The organism is Streptomyces virginiae (assembly GCF_041432505.1).
Taxonomy (GTDB): domain Bacteria; phylum Actinomycetota; class Actinomycetes; order Streptomycetales; family Streptomycetaceae; genus Streptomyces; species Streptomyces virginiae_A.
This window is the reverse complement of the sequence record NZ_CP107871.1, coordinates 1,635,085-1,652,724: the sequence shown is the minus strand read 5'-3', so window position 1 is coordinate 1,652,724 and position 17,640 is coordinate 1,635,085. Positions and strand designations below refer to the sequence as shown.

The window sequence follows — 17,640 nt, the reverse complement described above, 5'->3', positions numbered from 1 at the left end:
TGTGGGTGTGGAGGGCAGTTCCTCTGGGGGTGGGGGCGTTTGAACTCACACGTTCGAGTGGCGAGGGGGCTTACGGCACCCGATCAGGGACTTGCGCGATGCGCCTCCTGGTCCGAGGACGGTGCTCGTCAGGAGTGCAGGGCGGGGTGCGAGGTACTGGTGTGTACGCACTTTGTCCTCCGGGTGGGGGCGTGGCGAAGTACGCCGTCCGCGGGGTGCGGAGGCGAGGGCGTTCGAGCAGACGAGGTTGAGTCAGTGAGTACAGCGCAGCGCGATGGGCGGAGCAGCACGATCTGGCCGACCTCGTCGCCTGAGGGCCCGTCCGGTGGCCGCTGATCGATCTCTGGAGCCGTAGCCTTCGCAGGCTGCCGCAGACCAGATGTTGGCCTGAACCCGCCCCTGCGAAAGCAGACTTCGGGAAAACCCCTTGTGGACCGCAGACCGATGCAACTCTGTCCGCGAGCCCCGCATCCAACGCCGTGAACCGCCGCCGTTCCCGCGCCCGGCAGGACGGAGCGCCCGGGTCACAGCCCTGCCGGCAGACGCTACGGCCGGCTGCCCGCGTTCAGCGGGACCTCGTGGACGGACTCCCCCCGGTAGGTCCGCGCTTCCCGGCGGAGCTCGACCAGCTGCACCGCGGCCACGGCGAGTTCGACGGGTGGGCGGGTGCGGAGCGGGGACACAGCCTGGACGGGGGCGGCGGCGTCGCGGTCGCGGTTGTTGTAGCTTCACGACCGATGCGGGTGACGCGTTCCGCGTTGATCGTGGATTCCTTCAAGGGCACCTTCTCGCTCATGCGTAGACCGTATTGACTGACGGTCCGTCGAGTGGTGTGTCGATCAGTTTGGCGCGCAGCGCGGGGGAGGTGACTTGGTCGAAGGGGAGCCATTGGGCCCCGGAGACTTCCTCGTCCTGCAGGAAGATCGGAGGAGCCTCCCGCCTGAGGTAGAAGACGAATCTGACGTCGTAGTGCTGGTGTTCGCCTTCGCCCTTCGCTGGCCGGGGAGCGATGTCGTGGATATCGATGTCGAGCGGGCTGTCGAGGAGCTGGGTGGTGAGGGATAGGTCGCCGACGGCAATCCCTGCCTCCTCGTGGAGCTCGCGCACCGCAGCGGCGATGAGCGTGCGATCAGACGGTTCAAGGTGTCCACCAGGCACGAGGGCCAGTCCGGTGGCCCTGTGGTGGATGTGCAGGACGTGCTGGTCGCGGTCGATGACGACGGCACTGCATGTGATATGTCCCGGAAGGGTGGCCCGACTCGTTGGATCACCGGGTTCGTCGAGGGCCGTCGTCAGGGGCGCCAGGCGGTCGCGCTCGGCAGGGTAGCGCTCAAGGTATTCGTGGACGAGGTAGCGGAGAGCGGAGCGAGTGGGCGTCATCTGGATACCTTCGACGGTGGAACGTGATCGACGTGGCCGCGAACAGGACAGTGGGTGGGACCTTCGCTCCCGCGCCGGGCATCAACGGGGTTCGATGCAGCCAACTGCAGGTGCTGCTTGGTGTGTTGTGGTCATGTGATGGTGCCGGGATCAACGACGAGGAGCACCGGATCGAACACGCGTGTTTGAGACGAAGCGGATTCCGTACAGGGGCACGGGTGGCGCCTCGTGCGGGGTGCATCCACCCTTGATGCGTGCGGGCCCTGCCCTTGGAGGGTGCTGGCCGAAACGCCGATGTTGATACGCGTGTGACAGGTGGGATTACGCGGCTGGATCACCGTCTTCGAGAGCGGCGCGCTGCGTGATCAGCTCGGCTATGCCGTCGATCGTGGCGAATCGGGTGTCGAACAGGTCGGCGTCGGTGATCGAGACCCCGAGGACCTCCTCGACGTGGACCGTGAGGGCCACGACGGTCAGGGAGTCGAGATAGCCGGTGTCGAAGAGGTGCACCTGCCGGGTGAAGCCCGGGTCGTCGTCAGCAACGGCGGCTTCGCGCCGGATGAATGTTTCGATGTGTGTGGCCGCGTCGGCCGGACTGAGGGCCATGAGGTGCCTTCCTAGGGAACGTGCGGTACAGGCTGGTGGATGCCACCGCGGATGGTGCGGTGCAGGTCCGCGGAGGAGGAGATGCCCAGGTCGTGGCGGAAGCGGCCTTCCAGACGCGGCTGGGTGATGCCTGCCTGGAGTAGCTGCGGCAGCACTCCGGTGTCGGAGCCGAGGTCGCCGATCTGCGCACGGACCTTGGGGCGCCGCAGGGTGCTGTCAGGGAGCCTGTGACGCGCGAGACGGGTCATGAGGCCGGGCTTGCTCACCGGTTCGGGCAGGGCCAGCAGCTCGGTGGTGGCCCAGCTGTAGGGCTGGACCACGGTCAGCCCGTGCGCGGCGAACACACCGACTTCGCGGTCGCCGGTCTGGACGCCGCGGGTGAGATGGACTCGAAGGCGGTCGGGCGGAAGGTTCGGCAGGCGGTAGTAGAGGCTGCCGGCGTACGGCACGGGGGTGTAGTCGGCGAGGAATTCGTTCATGAGGTCGCCGGTGAACACGAGTGCGCCGTGGGGGTGGTCGTCGGCTATGGCGGCGCCGAGGACCTCGTTGACGACGGCGGCGTGGACGTTGAAGTCGCGCCAGTCCTGGCCATGCAGGAGCGCCGGAGGGAGCGCGGTGAGGAGGGTCTCGCGGTCGGCTCGCACCAGCCGCAGCGGCATGTTGAGGTGGGCGGCTACGCGCTGGGCGGCGGCCGCGTCCTGGCTGAGGTGCTCGTCGCCGAAGGAGTAGGTGTAGGCGACGGCGTGGGGAAAGTGCTCGCGGGTGTAGGCGGCGACGACGGAACTGTCCGCGCCGCCGGACAGGCAGACGGCAACGGGGAGGCCCGGATGCGCGTCAGCCAGGTGGCGCATTCCTTGGTCGAGAAGCTCGGAGACCCGGTGGGCGATCTTGGCGGGGGTGTCGTTGGATCCGGCGCGGGCGGGGAGTGAAGCGAAGCTGCGGACGACCCCTGTGCGCCTGTCGGGGTCCAGGGTGACGATGCTGCCGGCGGGAATCGCGTAGGTGCCGGTGAACGCGATGCCCGCCGTGACGAGGTCGGCCAGGTAGTTGGCGGCGATGACGCCTCGGTCGGGGTGGAAGCCGACGTAGAGCTTGTTGAGACCGAGCTGGTCGCGGATCGCGGTGACACGGTCGCCGTCCTGCTGGACATGGGCGAACCGCCCAACGAGGGCCGGCGCCGATTGCGCCGAGATGCGCTCCGGGTGGGTGCCACCGTCCGGGTTCCAGTACACGTTGCGTACGGGGAGGTGAGTTTCAAGCACGTCCGTGCTCCTGGCTGATGATGTCGATGGCCCGGTCGAGGTGCGGTTGCTCGAGGTTGAGGGCGATCCTGAACCAGCCCGGCTCGTGGAACAGCGAGGAGGGCATCACCAGAACGCCGCGCTCGGCCAGGCGGGAGACGAACGCGTTGTCGTCCTTTGTGGGGCAGCGGGCGTAGAGGAATCGCGTGGCGTGCGTGTCGAGGACGGTCAGGCCCCGGCGGCTGAGCTGGTGGCGGGCGTGGCGCTGGAGCTCGGCGAGCCCGGTCAGGTCGGGCGCGGTGTCGGACAGGGCGGCGGCCAGCTGTTGGGTGAGGGCCGTGGGGGCGCAGTGCCCGGTGACGCGCATGCTCCGGACGAGGGCCGCGACGGCCTGGTCGCGGACGCCCAGGTGTGGGGAGACGGCGAGGCATCCGGTGCGCTGGCCCTGCATGTCCCATGCCTTACCGAAGGAGCGCACGGTGATGGTGTGGGGGTAGTGGGTGGCGGGGGCCGGGCACGGGGTCGGGTCCCAGACCTGGAGTGCGTGGGCTTCGTCGGCGATGAGCAGCGGTGGCGTCGGTACCGGGTGCCGCAGCATCAGGGCGGCCAGTTGCTCGAGTTCGCGGTCGTCGTGGATGACTCCGGTGGGGCTGCCTGGCTGTGCGATGACGACGCCCCGGGTCTCGGGGGTCCAGGCGCTCGCGATGGCTTGGACGTCGAGGTGTTTGTCGGGGGTGGTGGGGACCAGGTCGAAGGCGAGGCCGAGGTCCTGGAGGTAGAGGGGGTAGTCCATCCAGCAGGGGGTGACCAGGATGATCCGGTCGGGCGGGGAGAACAGGGAGCTCAGGGCGACGCGGAGGGCGGCGGTCGCTCCGGGCGTCATGACGATGTCGTTCCAGGCGTACGGCAGCGCGTGCTGCTTGGCGAGGGCGGCGGCGACGCGGCGGCGTACGGGGGTGAACCCGCCGAAGGGGCTGTAGCGCAGGTCGAGGGGGCGGGCCTGCGCGGCGAGCGAGGCCAGGACGTCGTAGGGACGGGTGTCGCTGAGGAACTTGGGGTTGGGAAAGGACAGGTCCAGGGCCCGGCTGCCGAAGCGGCGCAGCGTGTCCAGGTGCAGCCGGGTGTACTCCTCCAGTGGCCGCATCAGGTCTTCGTGGGCGGTGGGGCTCATCGGATGGCCCCGGTGTTCGTGAGGAGGGACAGGATGTGGTTGCGGTCGGGCTTTCCGTGCGGGGTGCGGGGCAGGCTGTCGACGACCTCGATGTGGCGGGGCCGCATGTGGGGCGGGAGTTCGGCCGAGCAGTAGGCGCTGAGGGCGTCGAGGGTGAAGGACGGGCCATTGGGCTCGACGGCGACGAGGACGGACGCGTCGGCCAGGCCGCCGGGGTCGGGGACGATGAGGGCGACGACGCCGGCGGTCAGGCCGGCGGCCGCGATGCCTGCCTCGATCTCGGCGGGGGTGACCCGGATGCCATGGATTTTGGTGAGCTCGTCGCGTCGCCCGGTGATGTACAGGTCGCCGTCGGCGTCGGTGTAGCCGAGGTCTCCGGAGTGGACGACGGGTTCGGTCCAGGGCGGGCGTAGCCCCGCGCGCGGGCGGAAGACGAGAGCTGTGGTGTCGGGATCGCGCCAGTAGCCCAGAGTGACGGTGGGGCCGCGGTGCACGATCTCGCCCACCGTGCCGGGGGGACAGGTCATGCCGTTCTCGTCGAGGACGTCGACGTGGCAGCCGGGGATGGCCTGGCCCACGGAGGTCGGCTTGCTGTCGATCCGGGCGGGGTCGAGGTAGGTGCTGCGAAATGCCTCGGTGAGCCCGTACATGGCGAAGAGGGCGAGCTGGGGGTGGGCGGAGCGGAGCGTTCTGATGGTCGTGGGGGTGAGGGGGCCGCCGGTGTTGGTCAGGTAGCGCAGTGAGGGGTAGCGGGTGGTGGTGAAGGGGGAGTTGGGGTGGAGGAGGTCGTTCCAGAGGCTGGGGACGCCCGCCAGGCCGGTGACCTCGTAGTCGAGGAGGGTACGGCTGATGTCGGGGGCGAATGGGGAGCGCTGGATGACGACGGCGCCTCCGGCGTGGAACGTGGCGAGGATCTGGTTCAGCCCGTAGTCGAAGCTGAACGGCATCAGGGCGAGCGTGCGGTCCTCGCGGGTCAGTCCCAGGTAGTCCGCCACGATCCGGGCTCCGCTGAGCAGGTTGTCGTGGCTGAGCATGACGCCCTTGGCTGTGCCGGTGGACCCGGAGGTGTAGATCAGTCCCGCCAGGTCCTTGCCGATGGTGGACGGTGTGGTGGGTGCCGCGGCGGGAGCCTGCATGAGGTCCTCGGGGGTGAGGATGCGTTCTTGCGGCAGCGCTCCCTGCAGGCGCGGGGCGAGGCGGCTGTTGGTCAGGGCGAGGCCGGCTTCGCTGTGGTCGACGATGTGCGCGATCTGCCGGGGACGCAGCTGATCGTGGATGAAGAGCGGGACGAGGCCCGCCAGGTGCGCGGCGAAGTAGGCGGTGACAGCGTCCGCCGAGCGGGGCAGCAGCAGGGCGATGCGTGACCCGGCGGGAAGACGGGCCGCCAGATGGCCGGCGACGTGGTGCGCCCGGTTGGCGAGCTGGCGGTAGGTGAGGACGTCTGGGCCGTCGATGACGGCCGGGGCGTCCGCGTTCGCCTGGGCGTTGCTCAGGAGGAGGTCCGCGACCGTGTACATGGGGCTCCTTTGGTTCATCGCGGCAGGACGTCGCTGGTGGTGGCGGTCTCGTGCAGGGGCAGGTGGTGCCAGCGCTCTGCGGGGGGTGCGATGCCGTGGTCGGCCAGGAGCGCGGGGTTGAAGCGGTAGAAGTTTTCGTAGGCCGCGTCCGTGGCGGCGAACCGCTCGGTGGCAACCTGGGCCACGTGGTGGCTGCTGGTCTCCCACCGCACGGTGGTGGACCCGTGGTCGCCGGCGTGCGCGAGGACGGCGGCGATCAGGGATGCTGCTTTCTCCTCGGCGGCCAGGTGGAAGTCGATGACGTGCGTGACGCCGTGGAGATGGAGCGTGATGGCCAGCGCCGTGGGGCCGCCCGCGCGACGGACTGCCAGATACGTGGCGGGGGCCACGGGATAGGTGGTGTGCCGCCAGTGGTGGTAGGCGGGGTCGCGGACCACGGTGAATCCGGCGCGCCGGGCGGAGGCGATGCACAGGGCCTCGAAGTCCATGGGGAACGTGGCGCTCTCCTCCACGTCGCTGGTGATCCGCTGTGCCTGTGGGAGGTTGCTCGTGACGGGGAGGTCGAGCTGGTGGACGGGGGCCCGGTGCCAGCCGCGGAAGGCCGCATGGATGTCCGGGTTGGGCCGGTAGACCCCGACGACGGGCTCACGGTCAAGGTGGACGCGGAGCAGTTGGCCGGCGGCCGCGGCATGGGCGTGCGGGAGCTTGCGCCAGCCGGACAGGTAGACGCCGGGTACCGCTTGACCGTTCAGGGCAAAGCGGGTGTGGAAGCTGTAGACGATCGCCTCGGGGCGGCCGTCGGCCTCGACGGTGCAGTAGTCGGGCCGCGTTCCGCGCTGCGGGTTGTCGGTGAACTGGTGCTGGTAGTACCGCGGGTCACTGGCGTAGTCCTTACCCTGGCGCAGCAGCATCTCGAGCTGCCCGGCGCGGCGGGCCCCGCTGCCGTGGACGACCTGGACCGGTCGCCGGTGCACCGTGGCGGGGACTTGCCAGATCGCCGCCCGGGTGGCGTCCCGCGTCGCGGCCTGAACCTGAGCGGCGAAACCGTCGCTGCTGTCGTCGGTGTGCAGCCGCATCAGGTGGAGGAGCTGGTGCTCGTAGGGCGCGTGGATGCGCACGCCCGCGGATCCAACCCAGAGGATTCCGGCGTATCCGAGTGCGGCGAGCGGATCTTGCAGGTCCAGCGCGAGTTCCTGCGTGAGACGTCCGAACGGCACAGTGAAGTACCGGGCGCCGATGCCCATGCGCTGCTGGAAGTGGACGTGGGAGCGGTCGACTTCCTGGCGCACGGCGTCGGCGTCGAGGGCCGCGAGATTGGTATGGCCGAAGCTATGGTTGGCCACGGTGACCAGCGGGTCGAGGGCCAGCTCCCGCAGCTTCGGCCACGGCAGGTAGCCGCGCTCGGCGAAGTACGGCGCTGCCGCCGCCTCGACGGTCGCGTACAGCGGGTCGATCAGCTGCGCGGCCACCGCTTCGGGGTCGAGTTCGGCGCTCTTGGTGAGCTGGTAGAAGGTGCCCAGGCCAGCGGCTTCGGGAAGGCGGGCGGCGATGTGCTCGGCGATCGCCGCCGGGTCGGCGTACTTCTCGATGGCGTAGACCTTGTCGCGGCTGCCCAGCCCGGTGTCGGTGAGCAGGCCCGCCGGGGAGAGCGTCAGCGGAAGGCCGCAGGCGCGCACCTGGTCGATGGCGGTCAGCGCGGAGACGGGGACGTCGTCGAAGCACAGGACGAAGTTGACCTCGGCCAGGCCCTCGCCGGCGCGGACCTGATCCAGGGAGACGACCTGGCCCAGCTCCAGCATCATGTCGAGCTGGCGGGCGAAGGTCTCCTCGGACACGGTGTGGAGCCGGTGGTAGGGGTTGGCGGGATCCACGTCGCCGATGCGGTGGTAGTTGACGCCGATGACGGTGGGTGCGGGCATGCGGGTCCTCCCGGGGACGGCTGCCGCCCGGCTACGTTCGCGCCGGGCGGCAGGGCGGTCAGCTCAGCGCGGCCCGGCGCTGCTGATTGCTGTGGGCGACCGCGGTCAGGAGGTCCGGGCGGGCGCCGGCCGTGCGCGCCGCGGCGATGATGGCGGACAGGTCCTTGGGCAGGCACTTCCCGCCGAAGCCGGGGTCGTCGGCGAAGACGGCGGTGTGCGAGGGCTCGACGCGCGGGTCGAGGAGCCAGCCCTCGCGGACGGTGTGCCAGTCGGCGCCCATCGCTTCGGCGATCTCCCGGAACTCGTTGACGAAGGTCACCTTCGTCGCGAAGAACGCGTTCTCCATGTACTTGACGACCTCGGCCTCGGCGGCCGTGCACTGGAAGTACGTCTTGTGGGGTCCCAGGATCGGCAGCAGGGCGTCGAGGAAGTAGCCGCGGATCTCCTTCTCCCCGCCGAGGATGACGAACGACATCGTCCTCGGGTCGTCGCAGACGGGGTTGAAGTAGGTGCTTTCCCCGACGTACTCGGGGCTGAAGCAGATGTCCCTGCCGGTCGCGGCGGCCAGCTGGGCGGTGGTGCCGGGAGGCACCGTGGACTTCAGCAGGATCCGCTGCGTGGGGACCCGCTTGATGGCGTCGACGACGTGGGTCACGTCGCACTCCCCGTCGGCCCCGGACGGGGTGTTCACGCACACCACCGCGAAGTCGCACTCCTCCAGGGCCGCCTGCGGGTACGAGCTGTCGTGCGCCTGGTCGTAGGTGACCAGCTCGGCCCGGTCGTGGAACAGGTCCCGCATCGAGTGGCCAACGTGGCCCATGCCGATGATGCCTATCTTCATGTCAGCCTCCGAGGGGCAGGGGTGAGGGGAACGCTTCGAGCCGGCAGGCCACCGCGCGGGCCGCGAGAGCGCTCGCGGCCGGGGTGCTCGTCCGGTGGGGAGCGAAGTACGGGCTGTGGTGCATGGGGGCGTAGGAGTAGCGGAGCGTGTCGACCTCGATGCCGCTGTCGGCCAGCTGGTGGGCCATGTCCGCGGCGTCGCCGGCGTCGGCGCACACGGCCACCAGTCCGTATCCGCCGTGTTCCAGGACGCCGCCGGACTGCGGAGCCTCCTGCCAGTCGATGCCGGTGGCCTCGAACGCGGCCTGCGCCGTCTTGCGCAGCGTGGCGAAGCGGGAGCGCAGCGCGCCGACGTCCGTGCTCTGGTCCAGGGCCCAGGCCGCGCCCAGCGCGTTGATCTTGAAGTTGCTGCCGAACTGGCCGGCGAAGGGGCCGGTGGGATCCAGCCGGGTGCCGGTGAATTTCGTCTGCTGCCCGAAGTTGCGCACGGCCAGGACCCGCTCGGCGAGCTCGGGGTTCCGGGTCAGGCAGGCCCCTCCCTCGCCGGCCTTGATGGGCTTGCGGCCGTGCAGGCTCAGGCAGATCACGTCGGCGCTCTCCGCCAGCGTCTGCGGGCCCAGCCGCAGGAGGGGGGCCTGGGCGGCGTCTACGATCACCGGGATGCCGCGCTGGCGGAGGTCGGCGAGTACCTGGGGGTCCTCGTCCCAGTAGCCCCACATCGGGACCGGGATCACGGCGGCCAGCGGACCGGCCTTCGCCGCCGTGTTCAGGGCGTCCGCCTCCAGACCGTAGGAGCCGGGCCGGCAGTCGACGAACACGGGTTCGGCGCCCACCGTGGCGACCGCCAGCCCGGTCATCGACGGTCCCAGCGCCGAGACCGCGACACGGTCTCCCGGCTGAACGCCGACGGCGTGCAGCGCGCAGACCAGAGCGGCGGTGCCCGAGGAGACGCACAGCGCGTAGGGGGCGTCGAGAAGCGAGGCCAGGTGCTTCTCCAGGGTGCGGACCACCTCGGCGTTGCCGGTGCCGCCGTCGGCGATCGCGAGGTCGAGCAGCTGGCTGGTCACGCGGTCCATGACAGGCCCTCCTTCTTCAGCAGCGAGTCGAACGCCTCGTACACGGGGAGCAGGTCCTCGAGCCGCGCGAGGTGGCTCGGGGCGGTGCCGGTCCGCAGGAGGTCCCGGAAGGCGGCCAGCTCGGGGCCGTATCCGGCGTGCGCGTAGCCGCCCGAGGCCGGGGAGCGGCGCCACAGGACCCGGGGACCGGGGTACTCCGCGACGTGCGGGTCGCCGCCGCTCGGGCGCAGCTGCAGCTCGGACAGGTCGCGCAGGGACAGCACGTCGCCGCGGGAGGTGGTGACGTGGACGGAGTGGTGGAAGCCGGCCGCGCAGCTGCCGAACTGGACTTCCACCCGGGTTCCGGCGGCGGCGTCGCTGGAGACCATGGAGCACAGGCGCCCACGGTCCACGGAGATCATCTGGCCGGCCGGGGAGGACGTGCCCGGCAGGAGCATCTCGGCCAGGTCGATGGCGTGGATTCCCTGCGCGGCGAAGAGGCTCGCTTCCAGGGACATGTCCGGTCCGAAGGTGTCCACGGGCTTGCGGGCCACGTGATCGACCCGGACGCAGCGGGCCGTTCCGTACCGGCCGGAGTCCAGGGCGTTGACCAGCTGGCGCACGCCCTCCGCCCACCGGAAGTTCATGCCGACGCAGCAGGTCACCTCGGCCTGCCGGGCCAGCGCGATGAGGGAGTGCAGGCCCTCCAGGTCCGGGGCCGGGGGCTTCTCCACGAAGGTGTGCAGTCCGGACTTGATCGCCCACGCGGCGTGCTCGGCCTGTTCGGTGACGGGCAGCGCGATGAGCGCGGCGTCGAAGACGGCCGGGTCGACCTCGCCGGCCGAGGAGTAGGTCTGGGGGATCATCCACTGGGCGGCGAGCTGCTTGGCGCGCTCGGTGTCCTGGTCGACCAGGGCGGACAGGGGCAGGCCGGCGGAGCAGGCTGCCGGCAGCAGGGTGTCGCCGCCGTGACCGCCGGCGCCGATGAGCAGGGAACGCATTCATCACTCCATTCAGGAAGTGGGCATGGGCATGACAGACGACCTCGTGTGCGGGCAGGGCCCGGCCGTTTTCGGGCACACGGGTGTCGTCAGAAGGTGCGGGGGGTGAGGGAGGGGCTAGCTGTCGTGGTCAGGCAGGCGGAGCTGCTGGGGCGCGGGCGGTTCTTTCCGCTCGCGCAGGCCGAGCGGGTCCTGTGGGCGCTGGCGGCGCCGGTTCGTCCACCAGGCTCCGACCGCGTTGGCCTGGGTCTGGTAGGCGGGGACGTCGTAGGCGTACCCGAGGCGGGCGATCTCGCCGTTGAGGATCACGACGAAGCCCTCGATCGCGGCTACCTCGGCCTCCTCCAGTGGCCGGATGCTGCGATAGCCCGCCAGGAGGTCCGCGGCCCGGGCCTGCTGGTAGCGGGCCCGCTCGCCCTGGAGGACGAAGAACCCGGTGGCCAGGAGCTTGGCGAGGTCGAAGACCGGTGGGGCGTGCATGACCTTGTCGAAGTCGATGAACCCGAACCGGCCGCCACCACTGCCGGCCACGACGTTGTCCCAGTGCAGGTCGCCGTGGATGGGCTGGGGCCGCAGGGACGCCAGGTCCTGGGCCAGGCGGGGAAGGATCCGGTCCCGCCACAGATGCCGGGCCACGTACCAATGTGGCAGCTCCTGGTCCGGGGAGGGAACCGGGCCGCGTTCGAAGGTCAGGCGGCGGTCGGTGAAGTCGCCCGCGTCCGGCCGGGCCAGCTCCGAGTGGAGCCGGGCAAGATCCTGGCCCAGTCCGTACGGGTCGCTCCGGTCGGCGCCGCCCTTGCCGATCCAGGTGCACACGTGAACGGTCTGCGGGCCGCCCTTGGTCTCCACCGTGCCGACGGCCAGCGTCTGCGGACACTCCACACTGTTGACACCGTCGACCAATCCGCCGATCCGGCTGATCAGAGCGGCCGGTTTCGGCGTCAGCCGAACGGCCACCTCCGGTGCCTGGGAGGACGCCGGGACGCCACGCCAGACCGCGGCCATGGTGCCGCCGGCCACCGGTTCGAACCGGTAGTCCGCCGCGTGCCACGTCCCGCTCACGCGGGCCAGGGCGTCGCTGAGCAGCTGCTCGCTGGCGCTGTCGTCGGCCGACATTCCCGTTCACCTTTCCTACCGCCTATCGCGGCGTCTTGGCCGGGGCCTGCTGGCCGTGCCGCAGGTGCCCGTGCAAGGCCGGCCAGAAAGCCAGACCCTCCACTGGCCAGGATGCCAGTACCCCGGCGACCCTCCGGCCCAGTCCCATGTCGCGCTGCTGACGCGTCGTGGCCACCAGCCCGGGAAGGACGGGGTAGGCAGCCAATGCTGCCACCGTCGCGATGCCGGCCGCAGAGCTTCGCCGGCGAATCACCCGGTGGGATTCAGCCGCGATTCCCGCCGTGACCGCCGCGGTGCTCAGCCCCCACGCCACGGGAATCGCCAGGTGGCGGGCCCGCAGCAGCCGGACCTCCCATTCCGAGAGGTTCAGCAGCCCCTGGGTGCGGCACCAATCGACCGTGATGGAGAAATTGAGCAGGCCGCGCAGCCAGGCGGTCTGCTGCAGTACGAGGTCACGGGCGGTACGGGGGACCTCGGCGATGTCGCGGCTCATCAGCAGGCCGATCGGCTCGCCCGCGAGGCGGGCCACCCATCCCAGGAGGAGCCCGTCGGCGTAGGCGTAGCGCGGGAACCCGCCGATGAACTGCAGGAAGTCACTGCGGATGAACTCACCGTGTCCGAATGTCGAGTACGGCGAGGTCCTGGACCACACCGTGTCACCGGACAGGCCCTGCGTGTTGCGGGACACGTAGTGCGACAGGGTCCACCAGGTCTGCAGCACGGCGTTTCCCGCGGCCACCTTCCCGCTGCCCTCGCGGTCGGGGACCACGTAGTCGACCAGCTGCTGGAACAGCCGCACGTCCGGCGCGGCGGCGATCTGCTGCCGCAGTTCGGCGAAGGTCTCCGGCTGCGGCCGCGAGTCGGCGTTGTAGACCCCGATCCACAGCGACTCCGTCTCCGCGGCCGCCGTGAACCGCTCCCGCGCCCACTCGACCGCGAGATCGAGCTGGGCCGCACGGTAGGGGCACACCTCCTGGCAGTGGAGCAGCACGAGCGAGTCCGGCCCGCCGGCGTCGGCGGTGAGAGCCTCCTCCAGCAGGGCGTGCGTGGTCGGCCCGGTCTGATCCGACTCCTTGACGGTCGTCACCAGGACCACCGCGTCCACCGTCTTGTCCAGTACGAGGCGGCGCCAGAAGCGCACGGTGTCCTCGGCGAGGTCGGTCTCCTGGAACATCGGCACGACGCACACCATCCGGGCAGCGTCGTCCCGGCCCGCGGACAGGGCCACGGGCAGCGCCTGCAGGGCGCGGCTACGCCGTACCTGCCGCCACTCCAACGCCCGGCGTGCCACGAGAGCGGTCGCCAGCACCCCGGCGGCCAGCGAGGCTCCCGAGGAGCGCGTACGCGTATCCGATGCCATGAACGATCTCCTGACAGGTCAGCACCGCCACCACCCGGACGGGGGACGCGGTGATCCGGCGCCGCCGGTCGACGGCGTTGTGCCACATGAGGTTCGCCGCGATGGTGCGGCTGACTGCGAGGGGTGAGTCCTGCCGGTAGCCCCGGTGCCGCCACAGGACGGCGCGGGCCCGGCCGCTGCGCCAGCAGCGGACCATGTACTGCCGGAACTCGCTGGGATGATCGTGGTGGATCGCCATCCGCGGGCTCAGAACCGCCCGCTCTGCGAGGAGCATGCGCCGGCCGAGCTCCACGTCGCTGTACGCGGGCAACAGCGCATCGAACCCGCCGCTGCCCAGGAGCGCTTCTCGCCGGTAGGCGCTGTTGCCGCCGTTGACGTACGGGGCCCCGACGATGTCTGCGCTGGAGGAGTCGTCCGTGTACCAGGAGCCGAAGGTCTCGTAGTAGTAGATCCCGTCGCGCAGCTGGCTGTAGAGGTTCGAGGGGGCGGTGGCGATCACCCGCCCGCCGAACGCGGTCGATCCGGGGTACTCGGCGCTCATACGTACGAGCTCGGGAAGCCAGGTGTCCGCCGGCACGCAGTCGTCGTCGAGGAAGGCCAGCAGGTTCCCCCGGCTCTCGTTGATCCCCGTGTTCCGGGCTCGGGCGATGCCCAGGCGCTGAGGCAGGACGATGACGCACAGGTCCTCCTCGACGCCGGTCAGCCACGGGTAGCGGGGACATCCGTCCAGAACGAGCACGATCTCGTACGACGTCGTCGGCAAGGCGGCGAACTGGGCCCGTACGGCCTGGACCAGCCGCTTGCAGCCGGTGTCCCGGGCCGTGGCGACGATGATGCTCACGGCGGGAGCGCGCGGTCCGCCCTCAGCGGTGCTCACGACAGCAGTCCTTTCGATATGAGGCACTCGTTCAGCGCCCGTGCGGATGTGAAGGTGTGCCCGGTCATTCCGAGGACCTCGCCGGCGGCCACCCAGGAGGGGGTGTCATCGACGTACAGCGCCTCGTGGAACGCGAAGCCGCCGAGCCGTGCGGCTTCCTGGTAGCAGCGGGGGTCGGGCTTGAGCAGGCCCATCTCGGCGGAGCCGAGCACCAGGTCCGCCACGTCCGATATCCCGTGGAAGGCGAGATCCGAACGCAGTCGGCCGTTGGCGTTGGACAGCAGGACGACACGCACCCCCCGGTCCCTGACCGCCTTGAGGCAGGCCACGGCCTGCGAGTCGAGGTCGCCGTGGTACCGGAGCCATGCCTCGACCGCGCCCGGCCCCACCAGCGCACCGACTTCGGCGCGCCACGTGTTGTGGTCGATGGCCCCGGCCATGGCCAGGCGCCCGGGCTGGGACTTCAAGACAGCGGGCAGGAGCGATCCTTCGGCAAGTCCGTGCCGGCGCTCGATCGCCTCGGCGACGCCCCGGTCGAACTTGATCAGTACATCGCCCACGTCGCAGAGCACAGTGGTCAAGACGTTGTGCACCACAGCCGACCCCTCCCTTAGACCGTGCCGCCGGGCCCGCATGGCCGGGGTGATCCGGCCGCGCTGGAACCCGCGCTGCGCGCCGGTCTGAAGAACCTTGCGGCGTATGCCGCACGGGCTGTTCACCTCCACAGGACATCCCATGGGCCTGTGGCACGGAAAGGGCGCGCGCTGTGGCGGTTCGGATGCCGGGGTGTGGCACCGTGTGGCGGGCTGTGGCGCTCCGCTTGGGCACACGTCGTCGCTGGCCCACCCGTCTCGCACCGTGATTCCGGACGGCCGGAGGCCCGACAGCCGGAGCGCTCTATTCGACCGCGCGGTGGAACAGGGCGCGGCGCAGCCTCGGATCGTCCAGGGAGTCGACGGTGAGGTGGCAGGCAATCTCCGACATCGTGCCGTGCGGGACGCCCACGACGTACAGACCGGCTTCGTGCGCGGCTGCGGCGCCGACGGCGGAGTCTTCGAAGGCCCACGTCTGCGCCGGCTGTGAGGCGAGTGCCTCGCAGGCGGCGAGGTAGACGTCCGGTTGAGGCTTCGGGGATCGGACCATGTCTCCTCCGACGATGATGATGTCGGTCAGATCGAAGAACCTCTGCAAATGGGCCCGCACCACGCTGGTCGGGGCGTTGGAGGCGACAGCGAGTGGGCGGGTGCCGGCCAGTTTGGCAACCAGCGCGACTGCGCCGGGCATGGGCGCGATGACCTCTTCGACCTGGCTCTGCATCAGCTCCAGGGCCTGCTTCGCGAGGGCGGGGCCGAGTCCGGGCTGGTGCAGCAGTTCGGCGAGAACCTGCCCGACTGCTTCGAGACCGAGGCCCCTGAGGCGGTTGCGGCCGCCGGGGCCGAGCTCGGTGCTGTAGCGGGCGAAGAGCTCGTCGTATGCCAGGTCCCAGGCTCTCTCCGTGGTGATCAGAAGACCATCGCAGTCGAAGACCACCGCGGCTCGCGGTCCGGGGGCGACACGGCTGAGAGCAGAGTGCTGCATCCTTTGGTCCCTCCTCGTTGAGCGGGAGCGCCGTTCGTGGTCGGCGGCGCGTATGTACTGGTCGGCTGTGCTCGCGGATGGCCGGACCGTTAGGCGGCGGGGCGCATGGAACGGATCTGGTCTCGGAGGTCGTCGGCGCTGCGGTGGCCGGGGAAGCGCCGTCGCAGGTCGAGGTCGAGCTGATGGGCACGGTCGAGGATGGCTTCGACGACCCTGGTACCGGCGAGGGCCTCCTGGCCTGCGCGGACAGCCTCATCCGGATCACCGAGGGCTGCGTGTGCCAGAGCGAGATCCAGTTCGGTAAGAGCCAGACGGGTGGGTGCGGCGGCCGGCGCGACCATCGAGCGGTAGAGGCCGATCGCGGCTGTCGCCGCGTTGTGAGCCTGCTGCGGACGGCTCAGCCATAGAAGGGACGAGGCGTTGATCGAGTCGATGGCCGCGCTGTCGAACCCGAAGAGCCCGCTTCGGCATTGGGGAACTTCCGGACGGTACTCGTCGATACGTCGTGCTGCTTCGCGATAGCCGTCCTCGTTGCCCAGGCGAGCATGGACGCGCGCCAGTTGGGCTGTGAGCCGGTACACGGCCTCGCTCCGGCGGGGGGCCACGGCCAGTCCGCGCGTTGCGGCGGCGAGCGCGTCCAGCGGTCTCTCGTTGTAGAGAGCGTCGGTCGCGAGTACGTCTTCCGCCCATGCGGTCACTTCCGGGGCGTCGGCCTGCTGCCCGTGCGCGCTCGCGTCGGCGGCGAAGGCCGACACAGCACCGTGATCACCCGTGTCGTGTGCGATCCAGGCCAGGACTACCGAGAGCATCCCGGCGTGGCGCGCGATCTCACGCCCCTCACGGAGCGTGTGGCGCCGGTGGTGCAGCAGCTCATGGGCCGCACGCCGGTGACGCATGGCCAACTCCCACAAGTCTCCCGGCACACGGTTGGGATAGACCGCGGTGAGTTCATGGACCGCCACGTCAAGATCGGCGAGGTCGGATGCGGCCAGTTCCGAGGAGGTGGCCTGGCGGGCGAAGGCATTGGCGACGTCCACTGCACCAAGCCCGGCCTGCACAGGCAACGCGCGTGGCAGCCCCAGTTCAGCGGGTGCGACGGCACAGCCACGAAGCCTGCTCACTGTCTGGGCGAGGAGGTCCGGCAGCGGGTGCTGCGGCACCTGCCCGTCATTGATCCAGTGACCGATGCGCGTACGATCCGGTCGAATATCGGGCCGCCCATTCGCCTGCGCGGTCGCCCGCAGTTCCCGCGCGAACTGCGCATAGCTGAGACCGGTTTGCCGGACCCACCATCCCAGCTTCTCGTTTCGGCGCTGTGCCGGTATCTGCGTGCTCATCAGGTCCACATCTCTCAGGCGAGGGCCACATATCGGGGATGGCCTGCATCGCGGACGGTCGGCGTACGGCGTAGCTGACCCTGTGGGGCTGGCCGGTTCAGACGGGTCGCAGTGCCTCGGCAAGGGCCCGCGGGTCCAGCAGGTCACCGGAGCCGTCGGGCGGCACGACCCAGCTCCACGGCGGGACGGACAGCTGCCCGGGCTCCGGGCAGCGCAGCACTTCCCCGGCCGCGCCCGTGAGCAAAGCTCCGCCGGGAATCTGACGCCCGTCGGTCATGCCGGGACGGACCACGAACGTCCACACGTGCCCTGCTTCGAGGGTCGGGGTGTTGGCCAGGTCCCAGCCCTCGAGAACCCTGACCACCCTGGCCGCGGAGGGCGCAGCGACGCGCACAACGCACAGGCCGCGGCCGAGCGGGATATCGGCGAGGAGAACACGGGCCCAAGGGTTACGGCTTCTGGTCGGCCGGGGGAAGCCAGCCTGCTCGGCAAGCCAGCGGGCCCCCGGCGAGAACGAGGTACTTCCCGCTCCAGGCGCGCGCCGTACTGGCAGTGCCGGGGTGCTGCGCCGACGGTGCGGACCGTGCGGACCTGGGTTGCTGCGGGAACCTTCGGCCGGCGTGGTGACCTCCTCGCCCGGTG

Annotated in this window: 17 protein-coding genes; all 17 read right to left on the bottom strand. The window is 70.4% G+C overall.

Annotated features, from left to right (window positions below; all coding sequences use genetic code 11):
* Positions 1–545: 545 nt before the first annotated feature.
* Positions 546–683, bottom strand: coding sequence for a hypothetical protein (locus tag OG624_RS07710; protein WP_328971584.1), 138 nt, complete (start codon positions 681–683; stop codon positions 546–548).
* 109 nt (positions 684–792) lie between these two features.
* Positions 793–1,380 (bottom strand): NUDIX hydrolase, encoded by a 588-nt coding sequence (locus tag OG624_RS07705; protein WP_328971585.1) that lies wholly within the window; start codon positions 1,378–1,380, stop codon positions 793–795.
* Between the two features lie 321 nt (positions 1,381–1,701).
* Complete coding sequence (locus OG624_RS07700; protein ID WP_328971586.1) at positions 1,702–1,986, bottom strand: acyl carrier protein; 285 nt, start codon at positions 1,984–1,986, stop codon at positions 1,702–1,704.
* A gap of 11 nt (positions 1,987–1,997) precedes the next feature.
* On the bottom strand, positions 1,998–3,248 hold the full coding sequence (locus OG624_RS07695; RefSeq protein ID WP_328971587.1) for an asparagine synthase-related protein: 1,251 nt from the start codon (positions 3,246–3,248) through the stop codon (positions 1,998–2,000).
* Positions 3,241–4,398 (bottom strand): aminotransferase class I/II-fold pyridoxal phosphate-dependent enzyme, encoded by a 1,158-nt coding sequence (locus OG624_RS07690; RefSeq protein ID WP_328971588.1) that lies wholly within the window; start codon positions 4,396–4,398, stop codon positions 3,241–3,243. Before OG624_RS07690 ends, OG624_RS07695 begins: the two co-directional genes overlap by 8 nt.
* Positions 4,395–5,915, bottom strand: coding sequence for an AMP-binding protein (locus OG624_RS07685; protein ID WP_328971589.1), 1,521 nt, complete (start codon positions 5,913–5,915; stop codon positions 4,395–4,397). The genes OG624_RS07690 and OG624_RS07685 overlap by 4 nt, the downstream gene beginning before the upstream one ends.
* 14 nt (positions 5,916–5,929) lie before the next feature.
* Entirely contained in the window at positions 5,930–7,834 is a 1,905-nt protein-coding gene (locus tag OG624_RS07680) for a polysaccharide deacetylase family protein (protein ID WP_328971590.1), read from the bottom strand.
* Between the two features lie 58 nt (positions 7,835–7,892).
* A complete protein-coding gene (locus OG624_RS07675) occupies positions 7,893–8,675 on the bottom strand; it encodes a hypothetical protein (protein ID WP_328971591.1) in 783 nt (260 codons plus the stop codon).
* 1 nt (position 8,676) lies between these two features.
* Positions 8,677–9,750 carry a DegT/DnrJ/EryC1/StrS family aminotransferase gene (locus OG624_RS07670; RefSeq protein ID WP_328971592.1) on the bottom strand — a complete coding sequence of 358 codons (1,074 nt, stop codon included), beginning with the start codon at positions 9,748–9,750 and terminating at the stop codon, positions 8,677–8,679.
* Positions 9,738–10,730 carry a Gfo/Idh/MocA family protein gene (locus tag OG624_RS07665; protein WP_328971593.1) on the bottom strand — a complete coding sequence of 331 codons (993 nt, stop codon included), beginning with the start codon at positions 10,728–10,730 and terminating at the stop codon, positions 9,738–9,740. The genes OG624_RS07670 and OG624_RS07665 overlap by 13 nt, the downstream gene beginning before the upstream one ends.
* A 117-nt stretch (positions 10,731–10,847) precedes the next feature.
* Positions 10,848–11,846, bottom strand: a complete 999-nt coding sequence (locus OG624_RS07660) for a phosphotransferase enzyme family protein (protein WP_328971594.1) — start codon at positions 11,844–11,846, stop codon at positions 10,848–10,850.
* 22 nt (positions 11,847–11,868) lie between these two features.
* Positions 11,869–13,206 (bottom strand): hypothetical protein, encoded by a 1,338-nt coding sequence (locus OG624_RS07655; protein ID WP_328971595.1) that lies wholly within the window; start codon positions 13,204–13,206, stop codon positions 11,869–11,871.
* On the bottom strand, positions 13,097–14,083 hold the full coding sequence (locus OG624_RS07650) for a glycosyltransferase (RefSeq protein ID WP_328971596.1): 987 nt from the start codon (positions 14,081–14,083) through the stop codon (positions 13,097–13,099). Before OG624_RS07650 ends, OG624_RS07655 begins: the two co-directional genes overlap by 110 nt.
* Positions 14,080–14,655 (bottom strand): HAD-IA family hydrolase, encoded by a 576-nt coding sequence (locus OG624_RS07645; protein WP_328973230.1) that lies wholly within the window; start codon positions 14,653–14,655, stop codon positions 14,080–14,082. Before OG624_RS07645 ends, OG624_RS07650 begins: the two co-directional genes overlap by 4 nt.
* Before the next feature lie 325 nt (positions 14,656–14,980).
* Positions 14,981–15,661 (bottom strand): HAD family hydrolase, encoded by a 681-nt coding sequence (locus tag OG624_RS07640; RefSeq protein ID WP_328971597.1) that lies wholly within the window; start codon positions 15,659–15,661, stop codon positions 14,981–14,983.
* A gap of 89 nt (positions 15,662–15,750) precedes the next feature.
* Positions 15,751–16,998 (bottom strand): hypothetical protein, encoded by a 1,248-nt coding sequence (locus tag OG624_RS07635; RefSeq protein WP_328971598.1) that lies wholly within the window; start codon positions 16,996–16,998, stop codon positions 15,751–15,753.
* A gap of 97 nt (positions 16,999–17,095) precedes the next feature.
* Entirely contained in the window at positions 17,096–17,362 is a 267-nt protein-coding gene (locus OG624_RS07630; protein ID WP_328971599.1) for a hypothetical protein, read from the bottom strand.
* Positions 17,363–17,640: the final 278 nt, after the last annotated feature.